Here is a 12,943-nt window from a genome sequence, read left to right on the forward strand (position 1 = left end):
AAGGATTAAATAACATGCTTAAAAAAACACTTATACTTTCGACACTCCTTGTATCTGGCTTAGCCAATGCTGATGAAAACAAGGTTGCAGCCGGTATTGGTTTTCAGTATGGCGGTGCTGTTGGTGTGAAATACGCGATGAATACTGGCGAAAGCAGTCGTGTTTTTGCATCTATCGGTTTGGTAGGTGCCGCTGTTGGTTATGAATATGCACTTAGTGCACAAAACGCTATCAGTTTTGCTGTTGGTTCTGAGCAGATCGCCAGTGAAAAAGGCTTCGTTATGCTTGAGTACAATCATTATTTTCAAGGTAGAAGTAATGCGGGTTGGCGTTTAGGTGGTGGTATTGGCATCGTGCGTCAAGATAAAGGTAGTTGGTGGGGAGATTATGGTAAAACCGATACTACGGGCACACTCTCATTTAATTTAGGCTATCAGTTTTAAATATTCAATTTTCCATTTTATGGACAGTTAACATCATAAGGCACATTAAAGGAAACATTGAAATGTGCCAAGTTAACACTTGTTTAAAAACCAAAAGAGTACGTAACTTTTCTTGTTTGGCATGCTTAACTATGCATTTGGTGTAGAATTTTGCCTTTAATCAAAACTGTCTATCACATTTTTAATGTATCTCACATTGCCATTTAATGCTCTTATAGAGATGATTTTTTGAACGCATTGATACCTTCATTTAAGCTGATGCCAGTATAAAATTTATAACAATCTCATCAGATTGTTAAGCAACATAACCGTCAATCAATCACTAGCCTTGTATTAGTAACTACTCAATAAACGATATGTTGGTAAAGTAAACTGTATACCTTCGTAGATTTCTCAGGGTATTATAAAAATGCCAAATATAAACAACGAATAAAAATATGTCACCGCCAACCATACTTGTCATTGATGATCGTTCTGAAATCATTACCAGCCTTCAGTTTTTACTCGAAGATAATGGGTATCAGATGCTATTCGCTAAAAACCCCTTTGATGCCAAAGAGCGACTATCTGAGCACTATATTGATTTAGTATTACTCGACATGAACTTTTCACTAGATACAACTTCAGGAGAAGAAGGCTTAGCATTCTTAGCTTGGTTGAAAAAACAAGAAATTGATACACGAGTGGTTGCTATGACAGCTTGGTCAAACGTTGAGTTGGCGGTCAAAGCCATGCAATTGGGGGCCGGGGATTTCATTGAAAAACCTTGGAAAAACCAGCGTTTATTAAGTGTTATAAGTCAACAGCTTGAGCTCAAAGGGCTAAAAGCCATCAATAAAAAGCTGTCACAAAGACTAGAGCCTGCTAACGATACACCGAAATTTCAATGGCAATCTGCTTGCATGACTGAGCTGATGGAGCAAATTGAGAATGTGGCGCTTGCAGATGTCTCTATCTTACTGAGCGGTGAAAATGGTACTGGTAAAAGTCAGTTAGCAGAATATATTCATCAACGATCAGCTCGTAATGACCACCCACTTATCAGCGTTAACATGGGTGCAATTTCAGAGTCTTTATTTGAAAGTGAAATGTTTGGCCATAAAAAAGGGGCTTTTACAGATGCTAAATCTGATCGCATTGGTCGCTTTGAGCTGGCGCAGTCAGGCACATTATTTTTAGATGAAATAGCCAATATCAGCTTGGCACATCAAGCCAAATTACTGCGAGTACTAGAGTCAGGTCAATTTGAAGCCGTTGGTGATAGCAAAACACAATTTGCGAATGTTAGGATCATTAGTGCCACCAATGCCGACTGCAAGAAATTGATCCATTCAGAAAAGTTTCGCGAGGATTTATTTTATCGCCTCAATACCATTGAGTTTTCGCTGCCACCATTAAGGGCACGTTTTGATGATATTGTGCCATTAGCTGAATACTTACTTGCGCGTTTTAATAAAAAATATGGCAAAACCGTTGAGGGGTTCGATAAATCAGCACAGCAGCTGCTTAAAACATATCACTGGCCGGGTAACATAAGAGAAATGAGTCATGTTATCGAGCGCGCAACGCTGCTGACACAAACAACCCAAATCAGCGCTTCAGGTTTGCACATTGGTAATACTGGCAGCGAACCTTCACTACAAACTATGATGACATTAGAACAAGCTGAAAGAATGCTGATCAAAAAAGCCCTCCATGCGACTGCTCATAATATTACCCAAGCAGCTAATTTATTAGGGATCACCAAATCTTCTTTATATCGTCGCTTGGAAAAATATGATGATATTGAAAAGTAAGACCATAGAAAATTATATATATATAACCACACTTGGAGCTGGCATTCTGATCAGTCTACTGATGGCCATCATCATGTATTTAGCGGGTATGCCTTTACTCAACTTGATACTTGTTGAGTTGTTTTTAGTTCTAGTACTGTGTTGGTTTATTTCACATTTTGAGCAAAAAGTGGTGGTAGCTTTTGATCGTGCATTACTTCACATAGAAGCAGTAAAAATGGAGGATTACAATCAGTTTGCCCGTTCAGATTTTAAGGAAGGCAGTTCACAACGTCTACACTTAGCCCTTAAAGATCTGAGTCATCATTTACAAAAAAATAAGTCTCGCTACGATCAGCATGCCTTTTTGCTGTATCAATTGATTGACCAACTCGATACCCCCATTATGGTGTTTAACAGCAAGCATCAGCTAAGTTATGCCAACCCTGCTTTTATGAACATCTACGATGAACCTTGGCAAATGTACCGCCATGCTTCTCCAAAAATCTTAGGCCTTGAACAAACAAGCACTGGCTGGCGATTAAATAGAACTTTGCAGCAGTGGCAAATCAGCGAAAGCGCCTTCATTGATAATGGAGAAGCGCATTATTTATTTGTACTCACAAACATAGACAGTGCCATACGTGCTAGTCAGCTCAATGCATGGCAGCAAATGATCCGTGTTATGGGTCATGAAATAAGGAACTCTCTAACCCCTGTTTCTTCCTTAGCAGAAAGCCTTTCAAGCAAAATGCAAGGCGCGCGCGAGCAACAAGCATTACAGCTTATTTCTGATCATTGCCACCAGCTACAAGACTTTATTAGCCGCTATGCTTCGCTATCTCATAACCTCAACTTGCAATTGACCCAAGTTGATATGCACAGTATGTGGCAAAAACTATCAGCACTGACCCCTGATTTAGCACTTAACACCCAAATAGGTATCGAGCATATTCATGCAGATCAGACCTTTATTGAACAAGTGTTTATTAACTTACTGAAAAATGCCCATGAGGCAAACGCAAAACAAGTACGTATCCGTATCAGAGAAAAGCTTGGTAAAGTCTTGATCACCCTCGCCGATGACGGCCACGGTATTTTAAATACTGATAATTTATTTGTGCCTTTGTTTACCACAAAGCCAAATGGTCAGGGCATTGGACTCACTTTCTGCCGCAATATAATAGAACACCATAAAGGCACGATTCATATCGAAAATAACCCACAGCAAGGCGTGACCGTAAGTATTTTTTTACCCCACAAACCGTTATCAAACCCCGCAGAGTAACACCGGTCGGAATCGAAATTGAGCCGTCCGATTCCGGACGGTTTTTAATATCCTATATTTGAATATAAAAATAAACAATTGATTTAAAACAAGTTTACTACTTGGCATATTCTTTGTCTTATCTAGTTTAACAAGCTAGAGGGATTCAATGATGGATGTAGCAAAAACAAACAAAAAAACCAACACTCTACGACGGACAATAGCAAAGCATAAATGGTTGTCTATTTTCACAATCATTGTCTTATGTGCCAGTGCCATTGCAATCAAACAAGCTGGTAGCAGCATTGCTGTTGAACGTAGCCAACTTATTATGGCAAGCGTTCAGCAGGGTGATTTAGACGTGGTGATCGACGGTTATGGTGTCCTAACTTCTAACAAGCAACAATTAATCACGACTTTTTCGGCTGCGACTGTAAAAGAAATTGTGTTAAAACCCGGTGCACCTGTCACAGCCAATAGCGTCATTGTTAAGCTCGAAAACCCTGAGCTTGAACAACAAGTTCAAGACGCAGAGCAAGAGCTAACACAATTACAAGCCAACCTTCGCCAACTAAAGCTCAATAATCAAAGAGAAAAACTCAATGAAGCAGCGGCACTGGCCGAAATCAAAGCACAATTTGAAACAGCATCACTGCGCAGAGCCGCCGAAGAACAATTGGCTGAGAAAGGCATTGTTTCTGATCTTGATTTCCAACAAACCATATTAAATGAAAAGCAACTCAAAGAACGGATGAGAATTTTATCCGAGCGTAATGCGCAGCTCAGCTTAGTGCATGAGGAAGCCGTGAATATTCAACAAGAGCGTATCAAGCAACAACAAGGTCGCTTAAATATTGCAAAATCTAGACTTGAAAAACTGACCGTACGCGCTGGCTTCGATGGGGTATTACAGCGCTTGTCGGTTGAATTAGGGCAAAGCCTCTCTGCTGGTAGCGAAGTTGCACTGATTGGTAGCATTACTGATTTAATTGCGCTGATACGTGTGCCTCAGAGTCAAATTCAACAAGTGGCTATTGGCCAAGCAGCCACAATCGACACACGTCGAGATAAGATCACAGGCGTAGTTAAACGCATCGATCCAATTGTCTCAGATAACACGGTTGAGATAGAGATAGCATTGCCTAGTAACTTGCCATCAAGTGCCCGTCCTCAAGCGTCTGTGGATGGTAAAGTCATTGCTGATTCTCTAAAAAATGTTTTATATATCAAACGTCCTGCGGGTACTCAAAGCAACGATACTATGCCTTTATATCGCGTCCTTAGCGGCACTCAAAGTGCTGAGTTAACGCCGGTACAATTTGGCGTACGAGCTGGACAATTTATGCAATTGCGCTCCGGCGCTGACGTCGGCACACAATTTATCATTTCAGATTTAAGTAATTTACATACTCACAAAAAGATATCGATTCAATAACCGCGAATTTAGCCAAGTGGTCAAAAGAGCTTTGACCACCTGATTTACATGAATAACTCGGCACTGCCATTAAAAAAATAAAGGACATCACATGAGCGACATAAAAATAAAAATGACTGGGATCTCTAAAGTATTTGAAACTGAAGACATAGAAACCCATGCATTAAAAAGTATAGATCTAGAGATCAAAGCCGGTGAATATGTATCTATCTCAGGGCCTTCTGGGTGTGGTAAATCAACGCTTTTAGCCCTACTGGGCTTATTAGATATGCCCTCTGGTGGTGAGTATTACATTGAAGGGGTAAATGTCACGGATCTGAGCCTTGACCAAGCTGCTGAAATCAGAAATACAAAAATAGGCTTTATATTTCAGTCTTTTAACTTAATTGATGAATTGAGCGTATTTGATAACGTTGCCCTACCACTGCGTTACCAAGATAAGCCCCCCAGCGATAGTGAATTAAAACAACGCGTCCAAGAGTGCCTGGCACTGGTTGATATGACTCACAGAATGGCGCACAAACCCAATCAACTTTCAGGTGGTCAACAACAACGTGTTGCTATTGCCCGCGCTTTAGTTGCCAACCCTGCAATTTTATTAGTCGATGAACCCACAGGTAACTTAGATTCTAAAAGTGGCGATCAAGTAATGCATGTACTTGAAAAACTTAACGAACAAGGCACCACCATTTGCATGGTAACTCACGACCCACGCTATGCTGACATGGCCAAAAAGCAACTTAAATTATTAGATGGAGCGATTTTAACCACTCCTAAAATTAAGGCTGTATCATGAAGCAGATAATTTACCAAAGCAAACAAGCTTGGGCATCGCTGAGTAAAAAGCCAGGCTTTATCGCGACCGTTATTACCACTATGGGGGTTACTTTAGGTGCCCTATTGTGTGTATTGACCTTAGGTTATTTACTACTTGTGAAACCTTTGCCCTACCCTGAGCATGAAAGTTTATATAAGGTTGAGCATATTTTTCACGATAGCAAAGATAAAATACAAGGCACTGCTTTTACTTACCCTGGTTTAATTCACCTATATAAAAACCAAGACGTCTTCTCAAAAAGCGCATTAATTTATTACGGCCAAGACGTACTAACAAATTTACCAAGCTCACCCCGTCTCGAGACTGGCTATGTTACTCCTGAGTGGTTTGAACTACTTGATGCCAATATGGCCCTTGGCCGTCAATTTGAGCAATCTGAAGCCCTAAACACCAACAATCCGGTCGCTATAATCAGCCACCAGCTATGGCAGCAAACTTTTGATGGCGATCCTAATATCTTAGATAAAAAAGTCGACTTCAGAGGTGTAAGCTTTAACATCGTTGGCGTCTTAGATAAGTCATTTATTGAACCTCAAATTGCAAATGTTGGACAAAACACTTCGGTGTGGTTTCCCTTTGACTACAACCGAGGGAAACAATATGAAGGCGCTTGGGGTAATATTTTAGGCGCCCTTACATTTGTTGGTAAAAAGAATACCGAGTTAACCGACTCTCAAGCCGCACAAATGCTCACTGCTTTAGTCAATGACAAATGGCAACAAGAAATAGCCGGCAGCGCTTTTTTTGCAGGCTGGCGAGTGAATATGGTACTAACCAGTTTCCATGATGAAATTTTAGGAGACAGTGGCAATACCGTTTATTTACTGTTAGCAGGTGTACTGGGGTTAGTGCTTATTGCCACTGCAAATATCGCTAACTTACTTATGTCTCGGACTGCCGAACAGCAACGTCAGTTAGCTATTTTTGCAGCGCTTGGGGCAAAACAATCGCAACTTTTTAAAACGCTACTTGCCGAAACGGGTGTATTAATGGGGTTGTCGGTACTCTTTGCACTTATTATTGCCATGTCTGGCTTTTATATTATGCAAACCTATTTGGCTAGTGTGTTACCTAGGGTCGATGAGCTTGCAATCAATGTGGTCACCTTGACTGCTGCTGTATTATTTGCCTTGTTGTTCGCCTTGCTGTTTGCAGGATTGAGTCGACGCATAATCAACTATAAAGCGCTTAACTCTATGCTACAGTCAAGCGGTAAAGGCACTGGCATTCAAGTTTCTAAAAAAACCAGACAATTTTTAATTGTCAGCCAAGTCGCCATCGCCACTGTGCTGGTATTTGCCAATATCAGTTTGTTTAAAGAAGCCTATAGCACCATCACTGAAACCAAAAGCTATAAAGTCGCAGACAAACTTGAGCTGTCTGTATCTCTTTCAGCCGCAACACGCCCTCCACGAGAAGAGATTATATCGTTTAACAATGAGCTTAAAGAAAAGTTGGCTCAGTTGCCTCAAGTGGAGTCAGTCTCTTTATCTAGCTCTGTATTAAGAGACTATAGTTTGTGGGCACTCACCTCCGTTACAGATAATAGCCGACATGTTATATATAACAAAGATATAGATGATATCTATTTTGATATGCTAGGCATGGAACTGATTGAAGGTGATAACTTTAGCCAAGCAGATATTCAAGATCGCCCCAGAAAACTCATCGTTAATGATGTGTTTGCAAAACAGCTTAATCCATCAGGTAGTGCCGTTGGCATGCAGCTTTCTAATAACCCTGAACAGCCAAGCTTTACAATTGTTGGCGTAGTGAAAGGTATAAAGCTACCCGGCCAAAAGGACATCCCAGCAAGAGTGTATGGCCCAACATCACGTGATGATAATGACTTTACACTTAACTTGTTACCGGGTCAGCGCTTATCACGAGATCAAGCAGCCAACACCATTAAAGAAGTAAACAGCTTATATGCGCTGTTCAGATTGGAATACTTTGAAGAGATAGAGCAAGAGCAGTTATTCACTCAATATGCAACAGCCGTCACAACTGCAGCGCTTGCTGTATTAACCTTCTTTTTAGCTGGCGTCGGCCTCTATGGTATTTTGAGTTACGGCACCCACATGCGCCGCTTTGAACTTGGTACTCGAATGGCCATTGGTGCTAAGCGCAAACACTTGGTTGGGCTTATCATTAAAGACAATGTCACTGTGGTTATTATGGGGGTCGCAGCCAGTATTGTTATTTTAACTGCGATTTATTTAGCTTACGATGAACTGTTCATGACCTACTTGGCATCTAATATTGTCACTATGTTTATTATCACCCTTGTTGCCATTACTGGGCTGTCACTGTTCGCCTGTTATTGGCCACTGCGACAGTTTATAAACCAACCCGCAATTCATTCATTACGTAATAGCGATTAATCGGTGCAAGGTTTTCATAGTGCTTAATAACAAAAAGGTCGCATAAGCGGCCTTTTTTTCACACTATAGAGTTCTCAATTAACGCACATTTTATGTGTGTTACAGTACATGCGCATCAATGAGCTATCATCGTTCCACTCCTGTCAGAGGTATCGCTGCCAAGAGTTAGTTTTTATCTAACAACAAAAAAGGCCATCGAAGTGGCCTTTTCTTTTCAGTTAAAAATTAGCCAATGTTCTTTCTAGCATTCCGGAACATACGCATCCATGGGCTGTCATCGATTCACTCTTGTTGTGGGTATAGCTGTCAAGAGTTTGCTTTCTCAAGCAACAAAAAAGGCCACCGAAGTGACCTTTTACAAACAGACTAAACAATTAGCCGATATTTTTCTAGCATTGCGGAACATGCGCATCCACGGGCTGTCATCGTTCCACTCTTGTTGTGTCTATCGCTGCCAAGATTTAGCTTGCTCAATTAACAAAAAAGGCCGCTTTCGCGACCTTTTCTTTTCAGCTAAGTATTAGCCGATGTTCTTTCTAGCATTACGGAACATACGCATCCACGGGCTGTCATCGTTCCACTCTTGTTGTGGGTATCGCTGCCAAGATTTAGCTTGCTCAACTAACAAAAAAGGCCGCTTTCGCGACCTTTTCTTTTCAGCTAAGTATTAGCCGATGTTCTTTCTAGCATTACGGAACATACGCATCCACGGGCTGTCATCGTTCCACTCTTGTTGTGGGTATCGCTGCCAAGATTTAGCTTGCTCAACTAACAAAAAAGGCCGCTTTCGCGACCTTTTCTTTTCAGCTAAGTATTAGCCGATGTTCTTTCTAGCGTTGCGGAACATGCGCATCCATGGGCTATCTTCTTTCCACTCATCTGGGTGCCAAGAGTTAGCTACTGCACGGAATACACGCTCTGGGTGTGGCATCATGACTGTTGCGCGACCATCTGTTGATGTAATACCGGTGATACCTTCAGGAGAACCATTCGGGTTGTTCGGGTATTGCGTAGTTGGCTTACCAAAGTTATCAACGTACTGAACTGCTACTGTGCCAGACTCAAGTGCTGCTTTTACTGCCGCGTCGTTTGCAAACTCAGCATGACCTTCACCGTGAGATACCGCGATTGGCATACGAGAGCCAGCCATACCTTGGAAGAATACTGACGGGCTTTCTTGTACTTCTACAAGGCTGAAACGTGCTTCAAAACGCTCTGACTTGTTAGTTACAAAACGTGGCCAGTGCTCAGTACCTGGGATAAGCTCTTTCAACGTTGATAGCATCTGACAGCCGTTACATACACCTAAACTGAACGTGTCTTGACGCTCAAAGAATGTTTGGAATTGGTCGCGTGCCATATCATTGAAAAGAATCGACTTAGCCCAACCTTCACCAGCACCTAGTACGTCACCGTAAGAGAAACCACCACATGCTACAAGGCCTTTGAATTCTTCTAACGTTAGACGACCTTCAAGGATGTCACTCATGTGCACGTCTACCGCAGCAAAACCTGCACGGTTAAATGCTGCTGCCATTTCAACGTGTGAGTTAACGCCTTGCTCACGAAGGATTGCCATCTTAGGCTTAGCACCTGTTGCGATATAAGGTGCTGCTACGTCTTCGTTAAGGTCGAAGCTCAAGTTTACGTTAAGACCTGGATCTTTCTCGTCAAACTTAGCATCAAATTCTTGTTTAGCACACTCTGGGTTATCACGAAGTGCTTGCATCTTGTAAGTTGTTTCAGCCCAAATAGTACGTAGTTCAGTACGAGTGTTTGCAAGTACTGCTTCGCCACTACGGTTGAAGATTACTTTGTCTTCAGTGTTTAGTGCACCGATAGTGTGGCTGATTGCCGCAAGACCGTTATCAGCTAACACAGCTTCAACTGCTGCAAGGTCGTCGTTGCGAACCTGAATCACTGCACCTAGCTCTTCGTTATAAAGCGCTTCGATGTCTGAACCTGTTAGGCTATCAAGGTTTACAGTCACACCTGTGCGACCGGCGAATGCCATTTCAGCTACCGTTGTGAATAAACCACCGTCTGAACGGTCATGGTAAGCAAGTAGCTTCTCGTCAGCCACAAGTGCTTGCATCGCTTCATAGAAGCCTTTTAATAGCTCTGGGCTATCAACGTCAGGCGTCTTGTCACCAAGTTGCTTGTAAACCTGTGCAAGGCTTGATGCACCCAGTCGGTTTTGACCTGCACCTAAGTCAACTAGAATTAGGCTTGAGTCACCTTTATCAGTGCGAAGCTGAGGTGTTACTGTTTTGCGAATGTCTTCTACACGGCCAAATGCAGTGATTACTAGAGAAAGAGGCGCTGTAACCGCTTTGTCTTCACCGTCGTCTTGCCATGTTGTCTTCATCGACATTGAGTCTTTACCAACAGGGATCGTTAAGCCAAGTGCTGGACATAGCTCTTCACCCACAGCTTTAACCGCTTCGTAAAGACCGGCGTCTTCACCAGGGTGACCTGCTGCTGCCATCCAGTTTGCCGACAGCTTGATGTTCTCAAGGCCACCAATATTTGCGCCTGCAATGTTAGTTAACGCTTCTGCTACTGCTAAACGTGCTGATGCACCGTAGTTTAGAAGTGCTGCAGGTGTGCGCTCACCCATTGACATGGCTTCACCGTGGTAAGTGTCAAACGCGGCTGCCGTTACAGCACAGTTTGCTACTGGTACCTGCCAAGGGCCAACCATTTGGTCACGTGCTACAAGACCTGTCACCGTACGGTCACCAATGGTGATAAGGAATGTTTTCTCAGCAATCGTCGGTAGACGAAGTAAACGCTTAGCCGCTTCTTCAACATCGATGCTGTCAGTGTTTAGTGCTTCACCAGATACTTGCTTTGACTCAACGTCACGGTGCATTTTAGGCGCTTTACCAAGTAGTACTTCAAGTGGAAGATCTACTGGGTTGTTATCAAAGTGGCTATCTGCAACTGTTAGGTGGCGCTCTTCAGTTGCTTCACCGATTACTGCGTATTGTGCGCGCTCACGCTTACAGATTTCTTCAAAACGTGCGAAGTCTTCTGCCGCTACTGCCAATACGTAACGCTCTTGTGATTCGTTACACCAAATTTCGTGTGGCGCCATACCAGGCTCATCGTTCGGGATGTTACGTAGTTGGAATTTACCACCACGGCCACCGTCGTCTACTAGCTCAGGGAATGCGTTTGACAGACCACCTGCACCCACATCGTGGATAAATGCGATTGGGTTTTCATCACCTAGCTGCCAACATTTGTCGATAACTTCCTGACAACGACGTTCCATCTCTGGGTTTTCACGCTGTACAGAAGCAAAGTCTAAGTCTTCGTTTGACTGACCTGATGCCATTGATGATGCAGCACCACCACCAAGACCAATGTTCATCGCAGGGCCACCAAGGGCTACTAGCTTAGCGCCTACTGGAATTTCACCCTTTTGAACGTGCTCAGTACGGATGTTACCAAGACCACCTGCAAGCATAATTGGCTTGTGGTAACCACGTACCTCTTCACCGTTGTGGCTGTTAACTTTTTCTTCGTACGTACGGAAGTAACCAAGTAGGTTAGGACGACCAAATTCGTTGTTGAACGCTGCGCCACCTAGCGGGCCATCGATCATGATGTCTAGTGCATCAACGATACGACCAGGCTTGCCGAAGTTTGTTTCCCACGGCTGCTCAAAACCAGGAATACGAAGGTTAGATACAGTAAAACCAACTAGACCTGCTTTTGGCTTAGAACCACGGCCAGTTGCACCTTCGTCACGAATTTCACCACCAGAACCAGTCGAAGCGCCAGAGAATGGTGCAATCGCCGTTGGGTGGTTGTGCGTTTCAACCTTCATCAAGATTTCAATGTTTTCTTGATTGTAGCTGTACTCGCCTTCTTTATTTGGGAAGAAACGACCCGCTTTAGAACCCTTCATTACTGCCGCGTTATCTTTATAAGCAGACAGTACGTTTTCCGGGTGCGTTTCGAATGTATTTTTGATCATTTTGAACAGCGACTTAGGCTGCTCTTCACCGTCGATTGTCCAATCGGCGTTGAAAATCTTGTGACGACAGTGCTCAGAGTTCGCCTGTGCGAACATGAATAGCTCGATGTCGTTCGGGTTACGACCTAATTTTGTGAAGTTCTCTACTAGGTAGTCAATTTCGTCATCTGCTAATGCAAAACCTTGTTCAACGTTTGCTGTAGCAAGTGCTTCACGGCCACCGCCAAGAATGTCTACTGATGACATTGGGCGCGGCTCTTCAACGCGGAATAACTGACCTGCATCTTCAAGGCTGTTGTGAACAGACTCTGTCATACGGTCGTGTACTAGCTTAGCAACGTCATTTAGTTGCTCAGCGCTTAGCTCACCCTCAACATAGTAAGCAATACCACGCTCAACACGGTGAACCTTGTCTAGGCCACAGTTGTTAGCGATGTCAGTTGCTTTTGATGCCCACGGAGAAATGGTACCAATACGTGGTGTTACTAGAATAAGTGCACCTTGAGGCTCGTGTTCGGCGATAGTTGGGCCGTACTTAAGTAGTTTATTTAGCTTATCTAATTCCGATTCGCTCAGCTCTGCAGTTAAGTCTGCAAAATGCATAAACTCAGCATAGATACCAGTCACTGGTAAATTAGCGTCAGAGCAGGTTTTAAGGATTTTTTGAACTTTGAAATCAGAAAGTGCTGGCGCACCACGTAAAATCAACATAGGTTATTTCATCCGGGGGTTAAGGATTGAACGATATTTAGGGCCGCTATTATAGTCGAATTCATGGCTAGTTTTAACTGTAAAATTATAAAACTGCCAAAA

The 12,943-nt window shown here is 42.9% G+C and carries 7 protein-coding genes; 6 read left to right on the plus strand and 1 reads right to left on the minus strand.

The features are described from left to right. Positions 1-14: 14 nt before the first annotated feature. From ACGHEH_RS16020 to ACGHEH_RS16045, 6 genes are all read left to right on the plus strand, one after another. Positions 15-443, plus strand: coding sequence for a hypothetical protein (locus tag ACGHEH_RS16020; RefSeq protein WP_390447249.1), 429 nt, complete (start codon positions 15-17; stop codon positions 441-443). Between the two features lie 437 nt (positions 444-880). Continuing rightward, on the plus strand, positions 881-2,239 hold the full coding sequence (locus ACGHEH_RS16025; protein WP_390447252.1) for a sigma-54-dependent transcriptional regulator: 1,359 nt from the start codon (positions 881-883) through the stop codon (positions 2,237-2,239). Then, entirely contained in the window at positions 2,220-3,506 is a 1,287-nt protein-coding gene (locus tag ACGHEH_RS16030; protein ID WP_138629112.1) for a PAS domain-containing sensor histidine kinase, read from the plus strand. The genes ACGHEH_RS16025 and ACGHEH_RS16030 overlap by 20 nt, the downstream gene beginning before the upstream one ends. A 148-nt stretch (positions 3,507-3,654) precedes the next feature. Continuing rightward, positions 3,655-4,920 (plus strand): efflux RND transporter periplasmic adaptor subunit, encoded by a 1,266-nt coding sequence (locus ACGHEH_RS16035; protein ID WP_390447256.1) that lies wholly within the window; start codon positions 3,655-3,657, stop codon positions 4,918-4,920. A 91-nt stretch (positions 4,921-5,011) separates the two neighbouring features. Further along, on the plus strand, positions 5,012-5,716 hold the full coding sequence (locus tag ACGHEH_RS16040; RefSeq protein ID WP_390447259.1) for an ABC transporter ATP-binding protein: 705 nt from the start codon (positions 5,012-5,014) through the stop codon (positions 5,714-5,716). After that, complete coding sequence (locus ACGHEH_RS16045; RefSeq protein ID WP_390447262.1) at positions 5,713-8,142, plus strand: ABC transporter permease; 2,430 nt, start codon at positions 5,713-5,715, stop codon at positions 8,140-8,142. Before ACGHEH_RS16040 ends, ACGHEH_RS16045 begins: the two co-directional genes overlap by 4 nt. A gap of 814 nt (positions 8,143-8,956) precedes the next feature. Here the strand turns inward: ACGHEH_RS16045 and purL are convergent. Continuing rightward, positions 8,957-12,841 (minus strand): phosphoribosylformylglycinamidine synthase, encoded by a 3,885-nt coding sequence (gene purL / locus ACGHEH_RS16050; RefSeq protein ID WP_390447264.1) that lies wholly within the window; start codon positions 12,839-12,841, stop codon positions 8,957-8,959. Positions 12,842-12,943: the final 102 nt, after the last annotated feature.

This window comes from Pseudoalteromonas sp. MTN2-4, from assembly GCF_042848605.1.
Lineage (GTDB): Bacteria > Pseudomonadota > Gammaproteobacteria > Enterobacterales > Alteromonadaceae > Pseudoalteromonas.

Bases quoted from the DNA above. Each gene is read 5' to 3' on its own strand.
- ACGHEH_RS16020 (WP_390447249.1), top strand. From the start codon at position 15: ATGCTTAAAAAAACACTTATACTTTCGACACTCCTTGTATCTGGCTTA.
- ACGHEH_RS16040 (WP_390447259.1), top strand. From the start codon at position 5,012: ATGAGCGACATAAAAATAAAAATGACTGGGATCTCTAAAGTATTTGAA.
- ACGHEH_RS16035 (WP_390447256.1), top strand. From the start codon at position 3,655: ATGATGGATGTAGCAAAAACAAACAAAAAAACCAACACTCTACGACGG.
- ACGHEH_RS16025 (WP_390447252.1), top strand. From the start codon at position 881: ATGTCACCGCCAACCATACTTGTCATTGATGATCGTTCTGAAATCATT.
- ACGHEH_RS16045 (WP_390447262.1), top strand. From the start codon at position 5,713: ATGAAGCAGATAATTTACCAAAGCAAACAAGCTTGGGCATCGCTGAGT.
- purL (WP_390447264.1), bottom strand. From the start codon at position 12,841: ATGTTGATTTTACGTGGTGCGCCAGCACTTTCTGATTTCAAAGTTCAA.
- ACGHEH_RS16030 (WP_138629112.1), top strand. From the start codon at position 2,220: ATGATGATATTGAAAAGTAAGACCATAGAAAATTATATATATATAACC.